Below are 18,372 nucleotides of genomic sequence, written 5' to 3' on the forward strand. Positions count from 1 at the left end.
CAACCTCGGCTTCCATGACTCGATGGAAGCCACTGTGGACCCTTATCCCGGGGTCCCGATTGGATGCCGATCACCCCGAAAACGGGGTCCTTATTCCATGCCGAAACACACAGCCTGGGTCAATCGCGTCACTTTGGCTGCGTGCCGTTCTCTTCCGGTCTACACCTGTGAACGGACATCGTCAGAGCGCCCCGGCATGTCTCACACGGGCCAAGAGGAGACATGTCCCGTCGAGCGTGTCTTGGACAATCTTCGAGTCAGATCTTGGCCTTCGCCACGTAAAGCCCGGCGACGCATTTGCACCGCTCGATATGCCAGTCATCAGACCGGTAGATCGGGTGCGCGCTCTTCCAATGGGCTAGACCTGCTTGGCCGCCAGTTAAGCAGCCCTGAAAAGTGATACCGGCGTCCAAGTTCGAATTTGCTACGACCACCTCGGTGCAGTCGTGAGCTGAAAAATGGCAAAGCACCGCAACAACGGTGACGAACATATTACAAAATTCCGAAAAGAGTTCATGAAAAAGGTCAAAAGGCAAGACCGGGCCAACCAACGATCGTTCTCCCACAAGGCTTCAGGGGACAATGGGCGCCAATCCTTTGCTCCGGATCGCGACCGCGGCGGCGGGCGAGCGCAAGAATGCGATCAATTGCTCGGCGGCTTTAGGCTCCTTGGCGTTGGCACTGACGGCGATGCTGAAGGTGGTGTAGTTCTGCAACTCTTCCGGAAGTAACCCTGCGAGGGCAACGCTCTCGACGCCGACGATGTTGGGCACGGTGATCACGGTCAGCTCTGCTTCGCCGCGCGCGACGGCCTCGACGGGGCTCCGCCCTGTCACCGCCAGGAGCCTCGGCTTCACCTCTGTCTCGATGCCGAGGCGATCAAGCAGATGAAGGAAATAGCTTCCGCTCGCGCTGTCGGGCGAATAGGAGATTGCTCTTGCCGCGAGCAGCGTTCGCTTGAGGTCCTCGCCGGTACCCACCAGAGGCTTCGGCACCCCTGCCCGGACCGCAACGCCGGCGGCAGTGCGGGCAATGTCTGAACGCGAGCCGACGGCGATCTTGCCCGATTTGGTGAGATCATCGACCGCTGCCGGCAACAAGACCGCGGCATCAAACGTATCGCCCGCTTCGATCCGCCGCTTGAGCGCCGGGACGCCTTCAAAGGTGAGCCCCAGCGTATGGCCGGTTGCGCGTGTAAATGCCGGCGCAAGATCATTGAGCACGCCTTGCATGGAGGGCGTGCTCAAAACGGTGATTTCGGCGGCCCCGGCGGGGGTGGCGCGCACCACAACGGCCAGAATTGCAGCTACAACGCCAATCGCCCTCATCGCCATCTCCTGCTTCGAACCTGTTCAGGCCGAAAGTTCAGGCCCGGAGCTGGAGTCGGCTCCAAAACAGGAGTATCCACAAGGTCGAATATTCGACAGGCCGGTAGCCGTTTAGGTACGTCGACATGCGCTGGGACAGAGTCGGACGATTTCTCAAGCCCCGCGACCTCCACGTCTTCATGACGGTGGTCGAGGAGAACAGCATGGCCAAGGCCGCCGAGCGCCTGGCCATCTCACGGCCAGTCATCTCGCGCACCACGCCAATCTCGAGCACGTGCTCGGAGTGACGCTGCTGGCTGGACCGCACCGCGCGCGGAGTCGAGCCGACGATGTTCGGCGAGGCGTTGCTCAAACGCGGCACTGCAGTGTTCGACGAACTTCGGCAGAGCGTCGAGGAGCGTTTCTCGCCGATCCTCAAGCGGGCGAGCTGCGCATAGCATGCACCGAGGTGTGGGCAGCCGGCCTCGTGCCGGCAGCGATCGAGCGGCTCTCAAAACGACTGCCGCGTCTGCGCGTTAGGCTGGAACAAGGCACGGCGTCGCATCAGTTCAACCTGCTCCGGCAACGTCAATGCGAAATCGTTATTTCGCGACTGCTGACGGAGACACCTGACTCCGACATCGAAATGCAACCGCTGTTCTACGAGTCGCTCGTCGTCGTCGCCGGCCCGCAGAGCTCCTGGTCGCGCCGCCGCAAACTTACCCTATCAGAACTCGTCGACGTGCCGTGGATCCTGTCGACGCTGGAAGCGGAATCCGGTTCGCCTTTCGTCGAAGCATTCCGTGCTGCGAAGCTGTCGATTCCCACCGCGACGATCTTCAGCAACTCCCTACACCTGCGCATCAGCCTGCTCGCCACCGGACGCTATCTCACACTAGTACCCGGCTCGGCGCTGCAGTTCGGCCCCGGAGCCGATTTGCTGAAGGCACTGCCCGTCGCATTGCCGCGTTGGCACTTGCCAACGGCAATCTTCACGCTGAAGGGCCGGATGCTGAGCCCGGTCGCGCAGGTGTTCGCCAATTGCATTCGCGACGTCGCAAAACCACTTGCTTAACGCAAAATGGCGCCATGACGCCTGTTTGTGAGATTTTTCCGTGACTCCCATTTGCGATGGGACCGGCGCCATGCAAGCCATCGACTCACCAGATTAACGGCTTGCCGTGCGATCAATTAAACGTCTGCTTGGGGTCCAATCGCGTCCCTTTAGCCGCGTGCCGTTTTCTTCCGGTCTACCCCTGTGAACAAGACATCGTCAGACCGCCCCGGCGTGTCTCAAACGGGCCAAGAGCCGACATTAGTGGGCGCTTCGCTAAGATCAGTTTTCGGGTCTCACGTTGGTACCACCCGTGGCACATTTAGTGCGCCAATTTGCGCTGAGAACTCCATCACCTCCCGGAGCTCCTGGCGCATAGGAACGTTTTGATCCCAAGCGCGTCCTACAGGCGCATCGATCCTTAGTTTCTGGTGGATCGGCCAATGGAGAAAGCACTCGCCTACGGCATTTCGGCGCTCATTGTGGGCTTTGGTGTCTGCATCTTTGTTGCTGGCCTGGGCTCCAGCTCGCCCGCCCTATGGACCATCGTGGGGCTAGTCCCCATTGCGATCGGACTGATAAGCGCTTTCGGTCCTTCTTGATTGGCTCGGTTACACCGGGTGGATCGACGCCAGGTCGTCTGGCGTTTTCTCCAGAGGGGCAACCGTGGATCTAACCGAGATCGAGCGCGCGTTCTTAAAGCAGCTGTCTCCCGAAAAGTGGATCAGCACCCGGATCACAGCCGAGAGCTCGATCGTTCAATTCATGGCATTACTGCCGCCGCAAGATCGCCGTCGGCTACACCTGGACCTGCTGCGGCGAGGCAAATCGCGGCGAGCGCAAGCACAGCGAATGCTGAGTATCCGAGGAGGATCAAGCTATCGTAATTGCGAGCCGTTGGACCGTAGGAAGTGTTTTGGATTCGATCGGTAATCGTCATGTCAATTACTCCCTGTTAAAACAATAACGGTGGTCACGCGGCAACAGTGCGGAGAAGTGGTTCGCACGGAACGCTAGTTCGGGGTTGGCGCGCGAACTCATTTCGATCCGCCAAATCGCACGATCTGCGCGTGCTGTCCTGGCGAGCTAGACTGCGCGATCTCGGTGTCCTTGGATCCAGCCAGAAGGTACCCCACGCCGATGAGAACGAGCAGAACGGCGGAGTAGGCTAAAGACCAGCCAATCTGCCATCTGCGCCACAGTTTGCGGTCCCCGGGACTTAGCTCGTCCAGGTATCTTCTCCGATGAGGCTCCAGATACTCGACCATATGCCCCTCCATCATCAGCCCCCGTCCTGCGGATCCCTGCTCGCCTCCACATCGTCAAACCAACAATGGTCAGACATCCGAGCGTGTTAAGCGCAAAAATGATCGCCATCGCGGCGTCATGCGAGACGATCATCGCGTAGCTTACAGTCGCTACATTTGCGGCGGAGAACAGCGTCCAGGTAAAGACTGAAACAGCCTTGGCGCCATTATCGTCGCGGTGAACGCGCACGATCTGGGGAAAATAGCCTAACAACCTCGCTGTGTTCAAAAATGCAAAGGCGCCAAATGAGTAATCTGCCAAAGTCATTTCTGCACTCCGATACCTGAGTATCCTGGCTCGTTCTTCTGTGAACCAGCTCATAGAGCTCCGGAAGCGAAGGAGCTAAAGTTGTCTCCCAGCTGCCCGTTCACTCCCGGCAAATCATCGGCAATGGGTATTCTCAAATGTCTTGTGATGATTGGCCTCTGCACAAGATCGATCCGGGCACGGAACGCACCAAAAGAAAGATCGATCCTGGCTCCCGCCCTTTGCGCGAGTCTTCGCATTGGCCAGTTGTCGCTCGTGTAGACAAGATCAACGCTTCGGGCATCCATATCCAACGCTTGAAGCATCGACGCATTCAGCAGGCGCCGACCCATTCCACGCCGACGAGATGCTCCCTCCACCACGATCAGAAGCTCCATCACACCCGAGCCGCCCTGCCGATAAAGCTCCAGCAGCCCGCGAAGCCTCTGCTCAGAGAAGATTCCGAGCATGAGTTCAGCGTTTTCGAGCGCGGTGATCGCCTGCAGATCGAGCGCCGCATCCGAGAGCGGCGCTCCAAACCGACGGCAACGGCTCTCTGTATCGAGCCTGGACAAAAATGCCTGCACCGACGGAAGCTGCCCAATGTCGAGCTGACGGATGTCGAGATCAGACTGTTGTGGGTTGGACCACAACGGCACGTCCCTCTCGGCTCGCGCGATTCCACTAACCGCCGCCATTGGCGTTCCTTTGAGCGAATGCCCGCATTGTCCAAGTGTACCGATGTTCAGTTAACTTGGCCCAATGCGAAAAAATTCCCGGGGGCTACTCGAAATCTTTTTCCTTTGACGGTCGGAATAAACGGCGATGTTTTCGAGTCTATTTTTGCCGTTGGATTTCCAGCGACAACCGTTCGCGCTACGCCTCGATCCCGGCAAGCCGATTGGCGCTGTAAATTGTCCAGCAGGAGCCATTGAGCGGTGGGATGCGATGATCTCATCGCGGCGCCTCAATTGCAGCGAAATGGTCCATTTGGATAAGGTTGGCTGCCGCTGCGACTGATGCACCGAGTTGCGAGGCTGCTTGTCCTTTGGAGGACGCTTGCAGAAAGCGTCCACCTATTTTTCTGATGGCCGGGAATATTTGGTTCCATATTTGAGTTCATTAAGCAGGGGACGAGGTTGAACCCTAACGACGACAGGAAAAAGTTCACGACTGTCGTTGCGCCCTATCTGGCCGATGCGCATGCGTTTGCGCGCTGGCTCACGCACAACCGTGCAGACGCCGAGGACGTCGTGCAGGAGGCGTGCATTAGAGCGTTTCGAGCATTGCCGCGGTTCTCGGGACCGAATGCACGTGCTTGGCTGCTGACAATAGTGAGGAATACCGCTTTCACCTTGCTCAAGGAAAAAAAGGCCGCGGCTTTGGTTGGCCTTGACGAGCTGAGCGAGACCGATCGATTCAGCGTCGAGCGGGGAAACGAAGGGGATGCGGCAGGATCACCGGAAGCAGCGCTAATTGCCGCCGCCGATGCGGCGAAACTTGAGGCCTTCATCGCGGCCCTGCCGGCCGAATTTAGGGAAGTACTGGTCTTGCGGGATATCCAGGGACTCGAATATCGCGAAATCGCGGGCATCACCGGTAGCCCGATCGGAACGGTGATGTCGAGACTAGCGCGAGCCCGCCACAGGCTGATTGCACGAATGAAGCAGGAGAGTTGCTAGTGCCACTCTCGGACGACAATGATCTGCATCTCATTCACGCCTATCTCGACGGGGAACTTGACGTCATGGCCGCGCTCGCAGTCGAGCGCAAGATCGCAGCCGACCCCGACTTGCGGAAGCTCGCAGATGAAATCGCCACCTTAAAGAAAGTGCTGGCCGAGAAATGCCCGCCGGAACCGCTTCCGCCACAACTGCGATCGCGGATCGAGGCCGCCTTTGCGCTCGAAACGACACGACGAATGCCCAATTGGGCCAAGATCGCGGCATCGATCTTGGTCGTGGCTGCCCTGTCCAGCACCTTGACCGGAATCGCACTCCGCAGGATCGCGCCGCAGGAGATCGTGGTAGCCGAACTCTTTGACGCCCACCTCCGCTCGCTGATGGCAGCACAGCCCACGGATGTCGCTTCCTCGGACCAGCATACGGTTAAGCCTTGGTTCAATGGTCGGATCACCCAATCGCCACGGGTCGTTGATCTCGCTGCTCAAGGCTTCGAACTTGTAGGCGGACGGGTCGATGTCGTCGGCAGGACACCGTTGTCGACCCTGGTATATCGCAGACGCGAGCACGTGATCAGCCTGACCGAAATCACCGGGCGTGATCAGCTCGACGTGCCATTCGATTGGCGGGCGGAGAATGGCTTCAACATGATCAGATGGTCAAACCGTGAGCGATCGTATGTCGCGATTTCAGATCTAAACGTGAATGAACTTGAAACTTTTGCGAAGGTGTTCCGAGGTAGTACCAGCTAGTGGCCGGCCTCCCGGCCTCGCTCACTGCCGCTCTGCCCTTTTGGCCCGAATATGCGGCAAAGAGAAACGGGCAAAAGCCGAGGCAGCGCCTTGGGCGATCACATGGAAATCTTCGTCATGGTCGCCTGCTTCACGATCGCTAATCAGGCAGACAACAACCCCACTGCAAACTGATCAATTCCGGCGATATCTTGCGTTGGGCTGACGATTGCACCACGGCGCTGCTAAACGATGAAGGGACAGGCAGGCGCCGATATCAAGCTGACCTGCGTGAAAAAGCCGCATTGTCTCCTGAAGGCAGACATTGCCGCCCTATAAGCGAAGGTCGGCAACGGGCCACCTGCGGACTACACTGCAGCCCAGCGCCAGAAGTGCAGCCACGTGACCCTCATCGAGTTGGTCATCCGGTTGAACCTTTTCGGGATTTGCGGGGCTCACTTCTGTGGGCTTCGGAGCCTGAGGTTTCCCATCATGAAGCATCGCGCGATCACCGGATTTGTGGCTGTCGCTCTCCTTGTTGCAGCCGCCGCGATCACCATTAAGTCATACTCGTCCTCTGCCGATAGCTTGATTTACTAAGCGCCTGGCGCGCCACGATTCCGAGTGTGAACGGGTTCACAACGGCGTCGTGACGCGAATGCTATGCTTGCAGCAAGTTCAATTGCTGACTGATTGTTTCAAAAGGGTTTCTGTTTCGAACGACCTCCGAGGAGGTTTTCATGTTCAAGCGACTTCTTTTGCTCGCGGTCATAGCCTCTCTAACGTCGGCATCGTCTCAAGCCCATTGTCGTGATGGGTCGGAGCCCACCGCGCCCACCGGTTCGCCTTCGGTTCCGTCGCGTGCCGACGCAACGCGAGCCGCGGAAGACTTGTTGGATGAAATTGTGACTTGGCTCGCTTCGAATTTCGATCTGCCGGCCATCAAGGAACGTCCAGCCATCGAATTTGCGTCGAAGATGAAACTCGCGACGATGCGGTTCGGAGATGGTGCCCTTTCGGAGAGTTTCACGGAGAACGACGCATTCGATGAACTGGCTCAGCGTCAGGTCGTCGCCCTCTATAACAACACGTCAAAAACGATCCTCCTCCCTGATGACTGGACTGGGACTTCACCAGCCGAACAATCGATCCTGGTCCACGAAATGGTCCATCACCTCCAGAACCTGGCCAAGCTCAGGTTCGAATGCCCGAGGGCGCGAGAGAAGTTGGCATATTTGGCTCAGGACAAGTGGCTTGGGCGGTTCGGAATGGGCTTGGAGCGCGAGTTTGACGTCGACATGTTCACGGTGCTGATTTCCTCAGCATGCATGTTTTGACCGTGAGTTGAACGATTGCTTTTCCAAACATGTCCAAAGTCCAGGTCTCGTCCGTACGAACACAATTTCAGCAGGTCTGAATTTGATGGTCCGACTCTTGGCGGTCGTTGCATCATATTGGCGCTCTTGGCAATGGTACGGGGGCAGCAGCATCAGTTTGTGCCGCAGCCAACCGGACCAATGCCGACGGCGCTTATCCCCTAGGTGGGCCGAAGCAGCCAATCGACTCGAGACGCTGCGACCCAATGTCCGTTCGGGGTCAAGATGCGAAATACTCCGCGCGAGCAGATTCATTCCGCTTCGCCCCCAAACTCAGACATTGCTCGATGCGGGTCGGTACTTCCCATTTGGGACGCCAGCTCAAAAAATGCCAATATGCGTCCGAGACACCCCGGAGTACGCGCGATGTCCGACGCACAACTCGATCAGAAGGCCTGGCTTGCGCGCATCGGCTATACTGGGCCGCTCACACCAACCCTTGAGACTCTAAATCAACTTATCTTCGCCCACTCGCACTCAATCCCCTATGAAACGCTCGATATCATGCTCGGGCGTCCGCCCAAGCTCGACGTGCCTACGCTCCAGCAGAAGATGATTGCCAGTAGACGGGGCGGGTACTGCTTTGAACAGAACATGCTCTTCCGAGCTGGACTTCGGTCGCTCGGCTACAGCATCACAAGCTTACAAGGGCGTGTCGTGCGGGGGCTGGAGATCGACGCACCGCGCCCAGCCATCCACATGTTGTTGAAAGTGAACTTGCCTGACGGCACTTATCTCGCGGATGTCGGGTTCGGCAACCTTGCGCCGACCTGCGCGCTCAGGCTCGTGCCGCAAATCGAACAAGAGACACCCCACGAAGTCATGCGCTTTATCGATGTTGGCGGCGAGCTGACGCTCCAGGCACGGCTTAAGCATGGCTGGCAGCACATTTACCGGGTCATTCCTTATCCGCGTTATGATGGCGAATACGAGATCACCAATTGGTACACGGCGACCCATCCAGAAACCCCTTACCAAGGGAATATCATCGTGGCGAGACCGGGGCCGAACAGGAGCCGGATCACCATGTACAACGCGCGTGTCACCGTCCGGGACGCAGACGGGCATGCGGAGAAGCGCTGGCTGGCGACCGAGAGCGAGTTCAGAGACGTGCTGCGCGGTGAATTCGGACTAAATATGTCCGATGAGCAAGTCGATCAGTGCGTCGGGATTATGAAGGCGAAAGGAACAGGAGACGCCCCTCACCCCTTCTTCGCTTAAGCTATCGTCGATGTCTGGAATGGGTCTTGGCCGTGTAAAAACGGCCTTACTGGGCCGTCAGTCTTGAAGCCAAAACTGAGCCGATCTCAGGCCACGATCGCGGCGATCAGCGGCCTGATCCCAAGGATGTTCATTGCTCGGGTCAGATTATAGGCCAAAACCGAGAGGGCCATCTCAGCGGCGACCTTTGGAAGGGTTTTAGTCAGGAAGTGCGTCGCTCCCATGCGTGCCTTCATCGTGCCGAACGGATGCTCGACAGTTTCGCGACGAAGGCGCATAGCGAGCGGGTTCGCATCGAGCCGCTGCTGCACGGCGTCGAGCAGATCCTCGTGCTCCCATCGCGTGATCCGTCGCTCTGACCCGGGCGTGCACTGGGCCTTGATCGAACAATTCTTACAGGCATTGGTCCAGTAGCGCCGCAGCATCTTGTCGGCATCTTCGTTTGTATAGCGATACGGCAATCGCTCTTCGGCCGGACAACGATAGGCGTCTTCCTCCCGCAAATAGACAAAGTCCTGCTTACCGAAGCGTCCGTCTGACTTGGCGCCCGAAGTCATCGGCTTGGGCAGAGTTACCGTGATGCCGACCTCGTGGCAGGCGAGGATCTCCGGGCTGCTGAAGTAGCCACGATCGGCAACGGCCTCGAGCGTCTCGGTCTTCAGAACAGCCTTCGCCTGCCTGGCCATGTTGGCAAGTTGTGTGCCCGATCTGAGCCGCTGTTCGTCACCTCATGCGCGATGATCAGGTGATGGTCGGTATCGACGGCGACTTGGACATTGTAGCCGACAACGCCGGATCCGCGGCCACTGGTTGCCATCGAACGGCTATCCGGATCGGTCAGCGAGATTTGCTGATCCGGCGAAGCAAACATCTGCTTCTCGGAGGCAGCAAGCTTGCCCATTTCCTCCTTCAGCTTTGTCAGCTTCTCGGTAAGCCTCGTCACCTTCGCCGCCAGCGCCTCGCTCGGCTCCTGTCGGTCGGCCGTGTCAAGTTGGCTCAAGTAGCGCGCGACGCTCTCCTCCAACTGAGCACGTCGCCGCTCCACCTTCGCGCGCGTGAAGTTCCTGTCCCGGTTGTTAACGGCCTTGAACTTGCTGCCATCGATGGCGACGCTCGCTGTCGCGAGCAGGCCCATCTCGCGGCAAAGTTCGACGAAGCGCGCACATACCTTGCGCAGCGCCAGGCCGTTGTCCTTGCGGAAGTCCGCAATCGTCTTGTGATCGGGAGCGAGCCGACCCAGCAGCCACATCACCTCGATATTGCGCCCGGCCTCTCGTTCCAGCCGCCGGCTCGACTGCACTCGGTTCAGATAGCCGTAAATGTAAAGCTTAAGGAGCACCGAGGGATGGTACGACGGCCGACCGGTGGCCGCAGGCTCCGCACCCTCAAAGCCCATCTCAGCCAAACCGAGCGCATCGACAAACACGTCGATCACCCGAACAGGGTTACTCTCGTCAATGAAGTCATCGAGGCATTCGGGCAACAGCGTCCGCTGCCCACGATCCGCCTCTTCAACGAAGCGCCTCATCGATTCCCCCAAAAGAATCACAGGAGAATCATAACAGCAGCCCGCCGTTTTTACACAGCCAGGGTCATGAACGACAAAACTCAAGATGAGCATAATAGGTCCGCTTTCGGGTGCATAGCGACCAGTTGAGCCTGAGCGCCGAGCCATAGCCACCAGACGGAAGGGCCGAATCATGTGTGTCGCGGCTCCGAATATTGACCCCCTTCGGCTTCCAACATTGACCCGGCTCACTGCTCCAATTCGAAATTGATCCAGGCGCTTACTGCATATAAGGCGGGGTCAATGTTGGGCGCCGGTCGGGGGTCAAAAGCCGCGCCGATCCACAAGTTCGGTTGACTCTCCCGCCCTGCGAGGGTCGCCACCATGTTCAGAGAGCAGTTCACCGAGGTCCAGGATGCCTGCACACTCGCGCAGGAGATCGTCGATACGGTTCGAGAACCTCTCATCGTACTCGATCAGGATCTTCGGGTCGTTGCTGCCAGCCAATCCTTCTATCTGACATTCAAAGTCAATGCCGACGACACTCAGGGCAAACACCTGTATGAGCTCGGAGACGGTCAATGGGATATTCCGAAGCTTCGCCTGCTGCTGGGAAAGATCGTTCCAGAGCAGGGCGCGATGGAAAACTACGAAGTCGACCATGATTTCCCGAACATCGGTCGGCGTACGATGCTCTTGAATGCCCGCAAGGTCTTCTACGAGACCGGTTCACACTCCACAATTCTGCTCGGTATTGAGGACGTAACCGAAAAACGCATTCTCGAAAACGAAAAGGATCAGCTGATACGACAGAAAGAGATGCTTTTGGAGGAGTTGGAACATCGCGTCGTCAACAGCCTGCAAATCATCGCCAGCATCATCATGCTGAAGGCAAGAGCGGTGGAGTCGGAAGAAACCCGGCGTCATCTGCAGGACGCTCACAACCGGGTCATTTCGGTTGCGGCGGTTCAAAAGCACTTGCACAGATCCGTCGCCAAAGGGGCCGTGGAAATGGGTCCTTATCTCTCGACGCTGTGCACGGCCCTGGCGCAATCGATGATCGGCGACAACCGGCCGATTTCGATCAAAGTCAGCGGCAACGGCGGAATTTCCTCCAGCCGCAGCGCCGAGAGCATTGGCCTAATCGTCACCGAGCTCGTCATCAATTCGCTCAAGCACGCGTTCGACAAAACAACAAAGGGCGGCGAGATCACGGTTTCCTACGATGTATCGGGAACGGATTGGCAGCTGACAGTCTCCGACAATGGTTCCAGCAAGCCGGATGGCGTGTTCGCTCAGCCGAAAACCGGGCTTGGGACCGGCGTGGTGAAAGCGCTGGCAAAACAGCTTGACGCGCAAGTCGTGACATTGAGCGGAGCTTCGGGAACGAAGGTTTCCGTTACGCACGCCACGTTTGCGGCCGCCTAGTTGTGCGAGCCCGCCGCTCCGACGCGCGCGAGGCCGTTGCTTCCATACCCGGCTCCCGTTCGGAAGGATGACCCAATGGTTGCCGCCCCTCGACCACCGGAGCGTCCCTCATTGACCCCCGTACCGGACGACCCGTCGGAGCCAATTGGCGCCGCGACCGAGGCCGCCGACGAGACGGAGATGCCACTGCCGTCCGATGCGCGGACGTTCTTTCTCGGAGGTTTATTCGCGTTGGGTGCTTTGGCGGCGCTCTACGTCGCAAGCTCGATCATCCTACCCGTCGTGCTCGCCTTGGTCTTGAATCTCCTCCTTCAACCCGCTGTGCGTCTTCTGGCACGTTTGCATGTACCTCGCGCTGTCGGAGCCCTCCTGACCGTCTTCCTGGTCATTGGAGCGCTTGCAGGTCTCGTGGCTGCCCTATCGGTGCCGGCTGCGAACTGGGCCGAGCGGCTGCCCGAGGGCATACCGCGCCTCGAAGCACATCTCGAGGTCATGAAAGGGCCAATCCAGGCATTGCAATCGATAATCCAACAGGCCGAGCAGGCTACAGACGCTCCCGGCCGGGGTTCGATCGTCTCGGTACGCCGCGATCTCGGTATAACGGGCGCACTTTTCGCGGGGACGCGCTCGGCGCTCGACGGCCTGTTTACGACGATCCTCGTGCTCTATTTTCTTTTGGTCGCGGGCGACATCTTCCTTCGGCGAATCGTGGAAATCCTGCCGACGTTCAGCAACAAGCGACAAGCCGTCGATATCTCCCAGCAAGTCCAGGAGGACATATCGGCCTATCTGCTGACCATCACAGCCATGAATGCCGCGGTGGGCGCCGCGACGGCGGCCGCGATGTATCTTTGCGGCCTGGGCGACCCCTTGTTGTGGGGTGCCACGGCCTTCCTGCTCAACTTCATTCCGATTTTGGGGCCGCTTTTCGGGGTTGGCATCTTCGTGCTGGTCGGAATGCTGAGCTTCGACAGCCTGTGGTGGGCCTTGCTGCCGCCGGCCATCTATCTCGGAATTCACCTAGTGGAGGGTGAAACCTTGACGCCTATGCTGCTTGCGCGGCGCTTCACGCTGAATCCGGTGCTGATCATCCTGTCGCTGGTGTTCTGGTTCTGGATGTGGGGCGTGCTCGGCGCGATCTTAGCCGTGCCGATGCTGGCCATCCTGAAGATCGTTTGTGACAGGTTGCGTCCGCTCAAGGCCTTGGGACACTTCCTCGAGGGGGAATAGCGCCCCGGCAAATGATCTCATGCGAGGGCGGGCGCGGGCGGCGGTGAGAACTCCGGCACGGGTGCCGGATTCAGCGCGCGCGGGAACGCTCCGTCAGCTTCGGAAGCTTGCTTGGATCGAATTGCGTCGGCGGGCGCACCGGCTGGAGGGTCTTAGGTTCGGATCGACAGGGAATGAGCGTCGCCTCGAAGGTCAGACCCGGCGCCGCGGCGGCGGTGCCGGTGCATTTTGCTGTCGCGCCCTTCACGACGCCATCGAGCTTCAGCTCCAAGTCATCGATGCCGAATACCGTCGCATGGCCTGCGGTGTGTCGCTTCGTGGTCACGGTCGCCGTAAAGCGATCTCCAACGGTTTCGTAGGTGCCGCCGTACGTGATGATGCTGTCGCCTCCGGAGATCTTGCCGTTCTCGAAGTGAACGATGCCCGTCCCCTCACCCCTGGGCGACTTGAACCAGGCTGAGTAGGTGCCGTCCTTGAGCATGCCGATGCTCTCCAAGCTTCGAAGCTGTTCAGCACGCAATCGGACGCCGGTTAGGTTAAGGCGGAGTGAATCGCAGCGACCGTAGCAGTACGGTGCTCGGCATTCCGTGGCGGCGGCCTCGGAATCGGGGAGAGGCAGCGGGGCGGGACCGTGGAAGTGGACCGCAAACGACGGAAAAAACCGAAGCCGAGTAACCAGCCTGAGAAGTTGCCGGAACAACGGGCCGTTACTAAAAATCTGCGGGTTTTCCGAGAAGGCGTGATATCCTGCTGGCAGGAGGAAGACGTCATGTCCACTTCCAAGAAACCACTGAAACCCGCGGATTTTCCGGTGACTGCCGAAGGCAAAAAAGTCAAAAAGCAAGACGGCAAGCCGATCGCGAATACTGAGGATCCGGATCTCGCTGCCGACGTGGCCGAGCGCCTTAACGACGACGAAGCTCGGCGCGAAGAAGATAAGTGGTCAGCCTGATCTGCCCTGGTCGTCGAGCGGCGTGCCGATAAGGTTCAGCAGCGCTTGGCCGTCGGCCCCATCTCGTAGATTGCTGTTCGAGCCCCAGGCTTCCAAGGCCGCCTTCATCGAGGGCGCAGCTAACGCCTGGTCGTAGGAGCCGAGCGAGGTTGGTAAGTCTTCAGTTTTCTCGGCATCGCGCCCGCGGCCGCTCGCGCCGCTGCCGCATGCACGGCCAAGGCATCGCCGCCACGCTGACGATCCGCCGATCCGAGCCGAAGGATCCTCTCAACGATCGGTCAACCCGGCGCGGCCCCGGTATCGAGTAGCTGCGAGACGGCGGCAGCCAGTTGCGCCGGCGCAAAGGGCTTCTCGATCAGAAGGCTGCCATCGACGCCCTGCGATTTCCAGTCTGGCGCGCTGGCGCTCGTCATGTAGACCACGGGAAAGCCAGGCGCGATTTCCCTGATCTGCCGCGCCAGCTCCCATCCGCTGATGCCATCACCCAGGTTGACGTCCGTCAGCAGCGCCCGACACCCTTCGCGGCCGTCGCGAAAGGTCGACAGGGCCGCCTCTCCCGTATGGACCGAGCAGGCCTCGAAACCGCCGCCGGACAAGGCGTCCTCGACGAAGCTGCAGATCAGCGCTTCATCCTCCACGACCAAAACACGAACTGCGTTACCCACTTCAAACCTCAAGCCACAGGCACGCCGTAGTAGGCGTTCACGGAGCGCGCGGTCGCGGGGTCGCTCCAATTCCAACTGCTCTCGTCGGCGTATTTGGGGGCGCCGCGGAGCTGGTCCTGGGTAATGCCCGTAACGTAGCCGCCGAGGTTGGTGTCGTATTTCAGCGCCTGCCAAGGCAGCGGATAGTGATCGTCGCCGATGCCGAGCAGACCGCCGAAGCTGAGCACCGCGTACGACACCTTGCCGCTCAGCTTGTCGATCATGACGCGCTCGATGTAGCCGACCTTTTCCCCGTCGGCCCCGTACACGTTCGTGCCCTCGACCTTGTCGCTCCCGATCAGGCTGAACGTCTCGCGATCTTCCATGGCCATGTTGACCTCCCGGGTGTTGTTTCCAGGAGTCAACGGGAGGACGATGGCTCCGTTCCTGACTTAAGCCTGGTGGCTTTGTTCTCGCTGGGCGGGCGGCGGCCACCTCGTAAACGCGGATCGGCAGATCCAGCAGCCAAGGCTTGGCCTGATGAAAGTGGCGGGCGGTGCCCAAAGCTGTCGATGAAGGCCGGGATCGGTGGTCAGGCTTTCAGATCGAACTGGCTGCGCAGCCTGTCGGCTATTGCCTCGATCATGTCGCAACGATCCGCGTCCTGCGACGGCCCGTCCCTCATGATCTCGACTTTCCAGGAATCCTCGTGCGGCACGACCGAGATCGCCAGGCCCGTCGGCCAGTCGCTGATGTCTTCCATCTCCAGCCTGATGGCGGACTCGAGTTCTTCGCGGGTTTTCGCCGGCTTCTTCAAGCTGGTTCTCTCACCGCGCGGAACGGGACCACCGCCTTTGGCTATCCGCGCGAGCGCATGTTATTGAACAGCGGGCATTACGCCTTTGGCTATCGCCTTTGGCTATCCGCTACAGGCGCCGTACTCTCAAACGGCGGGCGATGGTCCGACGAGTCAAAGACGTCGTCGCGAAAATGTTCCGACGTACGCCGCTGGCCGGACTATTCGGCCGTCGGCCCTGCGGCGTTGAGAAGCTGCGAGACCGCGGTGACCAGCTGCGCCGGCGCAAACGGCTTTCGCAGCAGGATGCTGTCGGGACCGCCGTGCGACGTCCATTGGTCCGCGCGCGCACCCGTCATGTAGATGACCGGGAATGCCGCCTCCATCTCCCTGATCTGCCTGGCCACGTCCCAGCCGCTCAACGAGCCCTTCAAGTTCACGTCGGTGACGAGCGCGCGATAGGGCGCGACCCTGCCCCTGAACAGCGTCAGCGCCTCCTCTCCCGACGACAGGATGGCCGTTTCGAAGCCGCCTTCCCGCAGCGCTTCCTCGACCAGGCCCTGCAATGGGTATTCATCCTCCACAACGAGACAAGAGGTACATCCGACACGTTTCCCCCCAACTCTGGGCAATGGCGCCGAGGCGATGGCTGCACCCGGCTGTGTACAAAAGTGAACTCAAGGAAATCGCAGGCAGCCTTCTCCGTTGCATTGCGGTAGGGCTGTACTCGACGAATTCGGCCGGAACGATTTCCCGGGCACGAGGTGATCTATTGGGGCGGGACAATTGCTTTGGAGAAGTGCGGATCAAGCTCCCGGCCGACGGCGTCATGGCGGACGTCTGTCTCGGCGTCACCGTGACCAGTCTGTACACCCTTGTAGGACTGGGCGTCGTTCTCGTCTTCATGTGAGGAGCGCCCCGGCGGGCTAGTCAGTGGTCGGCTCCTGATTGTCCGTCGAAGCCGGCGTCGCTGCATCCGAGCCCCCGGTCTGCGGCTGGTTCGAAACGGCATCATCAGTCGGAACCGCGTCTTCCGATGCGTTAGACGATTGACCCTCCGCCCCTTCGGCGCCTTCCAGTTCGTTTTGAAGGTCGGCCGCCATCTTCTCAAAGCGCTGCCGGTCGGCCTCGGTGTTCATGGCCAACGCGAAGCGCTTCGCGCGGGCGATCTGCTCCAGCAGGAACTCCTTGTTTCTAGGCATGGCGTCGTCTTGATTCGATGCTCTGTCCCACCGACCAATGCGCAGCGCGCGAGTTTGTTACAGAGCGGCAATTTGAAGGTCTCCAAAACGTCGGATTTTCAGACTTGCTCATCCCCATTAAGTTCGTTTCGAACCCGAGCGATCGACAGGCGAGCCTTCGTCCGCGATGGCCTTGGTGAGCTCGGCGCCGAAGAGAAAAATCTGGGCCGAATAGTACGTCCAGAACATGAGGACGATCAGTGCGCCGGCCGCGCCATAGGGCGAACTGGGCGCCGCACGGCCGAGATAGATTCCGATCAGCGACTTTCCGACGGCGAACAGCACGGCCGTGACAAAGGCGCCCCGCACCAAATCGCGCCAGGGTATCGCCGTGTCGGGTAGAACCTTGTAGATCGCGGTGAACAGCAGCGTGAAGATCGCCAGCGACACTACGGTGTTCAGGACGGCCAGCAGGATCTTGCCGGCGAACAGCCCCTCGAAGACGTTACCGAGCGCCGACAGGGCGGTGCTGGCGGCCAGCGACACCACCAGCATGAAGCCGAGCGCTGCGACCAGGCCCAGGCTGGCCGCCCGGGTCCGGAGTAAGGCCGAAATAGGCTCATCGATCGGCTTGGACTTGAAAGTCGCATTCAGCGCCGTGTGCATCTCGCCGAACACGCCGGAGGCGGTGATCAGAACGGTGACGACGCCAAGAATCGTCGCGATGGTCCCTGAGCCTGGATCGCTCGATCGTTCGAGAATGGATTTGATGAAGTCGCCGCCGGCCGGACCCAGGAACTGGCCGAGCTCCTCGCTGATCGCGCCGCGGGCGGCGTCCTGCCCAAAGACCAAGCCCGCAATTGCCACCACGATCAGAAGCACGGGTGCCAATGAGGTCGCGGCGTAGAACGCGATGGCCGCGCCGCGGCTCAGGGCATCGTTGGCCAAGAAACCCGATACTGCCGCCCTCAGGATCCGCCACAGCCGTCCCATGAATTCCTACCCCCTCCAGCTCCTGAGCGCGGCCCCGCCTTTGGGGACTTTGGGGGCTGGGGGCGAGGCCACGCAGGCCGGCATCTCGCACGGCCCGCTAGACCAATTCGTCCGGGACACCCGCGTTCCGATGGCGATTTGAACTGCCGGTTCAGAACCGCAGCATTCCGAACACGAATAGCAAGACCACCGTGACGATGGCGGAGATCAGCAGCGAGCCCAGGCAGCCCACGCGGTTGGAGAAGAAAAAGAACATGATGCCGGGCTCCGGGAGAGGCGTCAGTCGTCGACCAGCGTACCGATCAACGCGAGCAGAGCCTGGTGTTCGGGGCCGCGACCGCCCGCCGAAGGAATTGTCCGATCTCGGTCACGGACGCCCGCCCGCGTGAGCTGGCGTTCGGCCGATGCTCGACCGCCGGGCGTCCGGAGTGCGGATCGCGGACCAGCCGCCAGATGTCACCGTTGGCGCTTTCGCAGAGAACTCTTCCGGTCATGCCGTTCAACCGGCACCGGCCGCCCGGGGTTCCTACATGAGCGGCGCTCGTTTAGGCCGTTCGCGAGGCTACGACGGCGCGTTGGCCTCGGCGGCGACGATCCGCAGCGCCGGCAAGGCCCCGTCCGGGTCGACAGACTGGGCGGCGAGCTTCTCGAACTCCGGGTGATCCATTCGGGCGAGATCCGCCCACCATTGCGCGGCATGCGCATCGTACATCTGC

21 protein-coding genes and 2 pseudogenes are annotated in these 18,372 nt (G+C 59.9%); 9 read left to right on the plus strand and 14 right to left on the minus strand.

Annotated features, from left to right (window positions below; all coding sequences use genetic code 11):
- Nucleotides 1–257 precede the first annotated feature (257 nt).
- Both QJT78_RS29425 and QJT78_RS29430 read right to left on the minus strand, forming a co-directional pair.
- Complete coding sequence (locus tag QJT78_RS29425; protein WP_240537624.1) at nucleotides 258–551, minus strand: hypothetical protein; 294 nt, start codon at nucleotides 549–551, stop codon at nucleotides 258–260.
- Nucleotides 552–572: 21 nt separating this feature from the next.
- The gene (locus QJT78_RS29430) at nucleotides 573–1,328 is read right to left on the minus strand and encodes a substrate-binding domain-containing protein (protein ID WP_157790047.1); all 756 of its coding nucleotides are present in this window, start codon (nucleotides 1,326–1,328) and stop codon (nucleotides 573–575) included.
- A gap of 125 nt (nucleotides 1,329–1,453) precedes the next feature.
- Between QJT78_RS29430 and QJT78_RS29435 the strand changes: the two genes are divergently transcribed.
- Together QJT78_RS29435 and QJT78_RS29440 are read left to right on the plus strand one after the other, a co-directional pair.
- Entirely contained in the window at nucleotides 1,454–1,615 is a 162-nt protein-coding gene (locus QJT78_RS29435; RefSeq protein ID WP_202801346.1) for a LysR family transcriptional regulator, read from the plus strand.
- Between the two features lie 179 nt (nucleotides 1,616–1,794).
- Complete coding sequence (locus tag QJT78_RS29440) at nucleotides 1,795–2,382, plus strand: substrate-binding domain-containing protein (RefSeq protein ID WP_162136521.1); 588 nt, start codon at nucleotides 1,795–1,797, stop codon at nucleotides 2,380–2,382.
- A gap of 1,065 nt (nucleotides 2,383–3,447) precedes the next feature.
- On the opposite strand, the gene QJT78_RS29445 is transcribed toward QJT78_RS29440, so the two are convergent.
- Both QJT78_RS29445 and QJT78_RS29450 read right to left on the minus strand, forming a co-directional pair.
- Complete coding sequence (locus QJT78_RS29445; RefSeq protein ID WP_157790049.1) at nucleotides 3,448–3,936, minus strand: hypothetical protein; 489 nt, start codon at nucleotides 3,934–3,936, stop codon at nucleotides 3,448–3,450.
- Between the two features lie 50 nt (nucleotides 3,937–3,986).
- Nucleotides 3,987–4,613 (minus strand): GNAT family N-acetyltransferase, encoded by a 627-nt coding sequence (locus tag QJT78_RS29450; RefSeq protein WP_038943685.1) that lies wholly within the window; start codon nucleotides 4,611–4,613, stop codon nucleotides 3,987–3,989.
- A 441-nt stretch (nucleotides 4,614–5,054) separates the two neighbouring features.
- Here QJT78_RS29450 and QJT78_RS29455 point away from each other — a divergent pair, with 441 nt between their 5' ends.
- From QJT78_RS29455 to QJT78_RS29470, 4 genes are all read left to right on the plus strand, one after another.
- Nucleotides 5,055–5,597, plus strand: coding sequence for a sigma-70 family RNA polymerase sigma factor (locus QJT78_RS29455; protein ID WP_038943684.1), 543 nt, complete (start codon nucleotides 5,055–5,057; stop codon nucleotides 5,595–5,597).
- Nucleotides 5,597–6,349 carry an anti-sigma factor gene (locus QJT78_RS29460; RefSeq protein WP_038943683.1) on the plus strand — a complete coding sequence of 251 codons (753 nt, stop codon included), beginning with the start codon at nucleotides 5,597–5,599 and terminating at the stop codon, nucleotides 6,347–6,349. The genes QJT78_RS29455 and QJT78_RS29460 overlap by 1 nt, the downstream gene beginning before the upstream one ends.
- Nucleotides 6,350–7,068: 719 nt before the next feature.
- Nucleotides 7,069–7,665 (plus strand): DUF6647 family protein, encoded by a 597-nt coding sequence (locus tag QJT78_RS29465; RefSeq protein WP_038943681.1) that lies wholly within the window; start codon nucleotides 7,069–7,071, stop codon nucleotides 7,663–7,665.
- A gap of 405 nt (nucleotides 7,666–8,070) precedes the next feature.
- On the plus strand, nucleotides 8,071–8,925 hold the full coding sequence (locus tag QJT78_RS29470; RefSeq protein ID WP_049807696.1) for an arylamine N-acetyltransferase: 855 nt from the start codon (nucleotides 8,071–8,073) through the stop codon (nucleotides 8,923–8,925).
- An 86-nt stretch (nucleotides 8,926–9,011) separates the two neighbouring features.
- On the opposite strand, the pseudogene QJT78_RS29475 reads toward QJT78_RS29470, so the two are convergent.
- Nucleotides 9,012–10,453 (minus strand): annotated as a pseudogene (locus QJT78_RS29475) (IS1182 family transposase).
- Nucleotides 10,454–10,816: 363 nt separating this feature from the next.
- On the opposite strand from QJT78_RS29475, the gene QJT78_RS29480 reads away from it, so the two are divergent.
- On the plus strand, nucleotides 10,817–11,860 hold the full coding sequence (locus QJT78_RS29480) for a histidine kinase dimerization/phosphoacceptor domain -containing protein (RefSeq protein ID WP_028152748.1): 1,044 nt from the start codon (nucleotides 10,817–10,819) through the stop codon (nucleotides 11,858–11,860).
- Between the two features lie 180 nt (nucleotides 11,861–12,040).
- Nucleotides 12,041–13,090, plus strand: coding sequence for an AI-2E family transporter (locus tag QJT78_RS29485; protein ID WP_240537626.1), 1,050 nt, complete (start codon nucleotides 12,041–12,043; stop codon nucleotides 13,088–13,090).
- A gap of 70 nt (nucleotides 13,091–13,160) precedes the next feature.
- On the opposite strand, the gene QJT78_RS29490 is transcribed toward QJT78_RS29485, so the two are convergent.
- A complete protein-coding gene (locus QJT78_RS29490) occupies nucleotides 13,161–13,571 on the minus strand; it encodes a hypothetical protein (protein WP_028152746.1) in 411 nt (136 codons plus the stop codon).
- A 150-nt stretch (nucleotides 13,572–13,721) separates the two neighbouring features.
- Here QJT78_RS29490 and QJT78_RS53205 point away from each other — a divergent pair, with 150 nt between their 5' ends.
- Nucleotides 13,722–14,042 carry a hypothetical protein gene (locus QJT78_RS53205; protein ID WP_309249059.1) on the plus strand — a complete coding sequence of 107 codons (321 nt, stop codon included), beginning with the start codon at nucleotides 13,722–13,724 and terminating at the stop codon, nucleotides 14,040–14,042.
- Between the two features lie 66 nt (nucleotides 14,043–14,108).
- Here the strand turns inward: QJT78_RS53205 and QJT78_RS29500 are convergent.
- From QJT78_RS29500 to QJT78_RS29535, 8 genes and pseudogenes are all read right to left on the minus strand, one after another.
- Nucleotides 14,109–14,218 (minus strand): annotated as a pseudogene (locus QJT78_RS29500) (cell envelope biogenesis protein TolA); the annotation flags it as partial.
- Between the two features lie 102 nt (nucleotides 14,219–14,320).
- Nucleotides 14,321–14,707 (minus strand): response regulator, encoded by a 387-nt coding sequence (locus tag QJT78_RS29505; RefSeq protein WP_028152744.1) that lies wholly within the window; start codon nucleotides 14,705–14,707, stop codon nucleotides 14,321–14,323.
- Between the two features lie 8 nt (nucleotides 14,708–14,715).
- Nucleotides 14,716–15,078, minus strand: coding sequence for a PRC-barrel domain-containing protein (locus QJT78_RS29510; RefSeq protein ID WP_028152743.1), 363 nt, complete (start codon nucleotides 15,076–15,078; stop codon nucleotides 14,716–14,718).
- Between the two features lie 200 nt (nucleotides 15,079–15,278).
- A complete protein-coding gene (locus QJT78_RS29515; RefSeq protein ID WP_028152742.1) occupies nucleotides 15,279–15,503 on the minus strand; it encodes a hypothetical protein in 225 nt (74 codons plus the stop codon).
- A gap of 200 nt (nucleotides 15,504–15,703) precedes the next feature.
- On the minus strand, nucleotides 15,704–16,114 hold the full coding sequence (locus QJT78_RS29520; protein WP_049807694.1) for a response regulator: 411 nt from the start codon (nucleotides 16,112–16,114) through the stop codon (nucleotides 15,704–15,706).
- A 294-nt stretch (nucleotides 16,115–16,408) separates the two neighbouring features.
- Nucleotides 16,409–16,684 carry a hypothetical protein gene (locus tag QJT78_RS29525; protein ID WP_028152740.1) on the minus strand — a complete coding sequence of 92 codons (276 nt, stop codon included), beginning with the start codon at nucleotides 16,682–16,684 and terminating at the stop codon, nucleotides 16,409–16,411.
- Nucleotides 16,685–16,801: 117 nt separating this feature from the next.
- On the minus strand, nucleotides 16,802–17,611 hold the full coding sequence (locus QJT78_RS29530) for a YihY/virulence factor BrkB family protein (protein WP_240537622.1): 810 nt from the start codon (nucleotides 17,609–17,611) through the stop codon (nucleotides 16,802–16,804).
- A gap of 607 nt (nucleotides 17,612–18,218) precedes the next feature.
- On the minus strand, nucleotides 18,219–18,368 hold the full coding sequence (locus QJT78_RS29535) for a hypothetical protein (RefSeq protein ID WP_155258041.1): 150 nt from the start codon (nucleotides 18,366–18,368) through the stop codon (nucleotides 18,219–18,221).
- Between the last annotated feature and the right edge of the window lie 4 nt (nucleotides 18,369–18,372).

This window comes from Bradyrhizobium sp. Mp27, assembly GCF_029953005.1.
GTDB lineage: Bacteria > Pseudomonadota > Alphaproteobacteria > Rhizobiales > Xanthobacteraceae > Bradyrhizobium > Bradyrhizobium barranii.